At 27.5% G+C, this 498-nt stretch carries 1 protein-coding gene; it reads right to left on the minus strand.

Going from position 1 to position 498, the window contains the following annotated elements:
* Positions 1-326: 326 nt before the first annotated feature.
* Positions 327-498, minus strand: a 172-nt coding sequence (locus BN338_RS10260) for a signal peptidase II (RefSeq protein WP_039762214.1), incomplete at its 5' end; no start/stop codon positions are given.

Below are 498 nucleotides of genomic sequence, written 5' to 3' on the forward strand. Positions count from 1 at the left end.
ACGAAGCTAAAGAAAAGTGCTGTAAGAAATGATATCTGTAAAAATTAAAAAAACATATGAAAAGAAATCATTCTAAGCAAACAAATATAACTTTAGATGCTGAAAAATATTTTCATCTCATGATGTGAGAGAGGATACATTGATAAAAATATTGATTTCTATTTTAAGCCAGTTCTTTTGTATTGACTAGGAATAGTTGAAGAGAAAATAAAAACTCATAAAAAAAATACGTGAAACGATTAGCTTCAAGAGTGAATCAAGAAAAATCAATTTGTAATCAGACTTGTGATGTTTAAAAAATTCTGTTTTTTAAGACAATGAGAACATCAATGAGAAGATGTGTGGTTGGAGTGACGTTTTGCTTTCATCCAAGTAAGTAATTCTTCAATAAGGATAGCAATAACACCGAGTGTGATAAAACTATCTGCGAGATTGAAAATAGCAAAATAAAAAATATCATCAATATGAAAAAGTATATAATCAGTAACATGATGAAAG

The organism is Bartonella queenslandensis AUST/NH15 (assembly GCF_000312585.1).
GTDB lineage: Bacteria > Pseudomonadota > Alphaproteobacteria > Rhizobiales > Rhizobiaceae > Bartonella > Bartonella queenslandensis_A.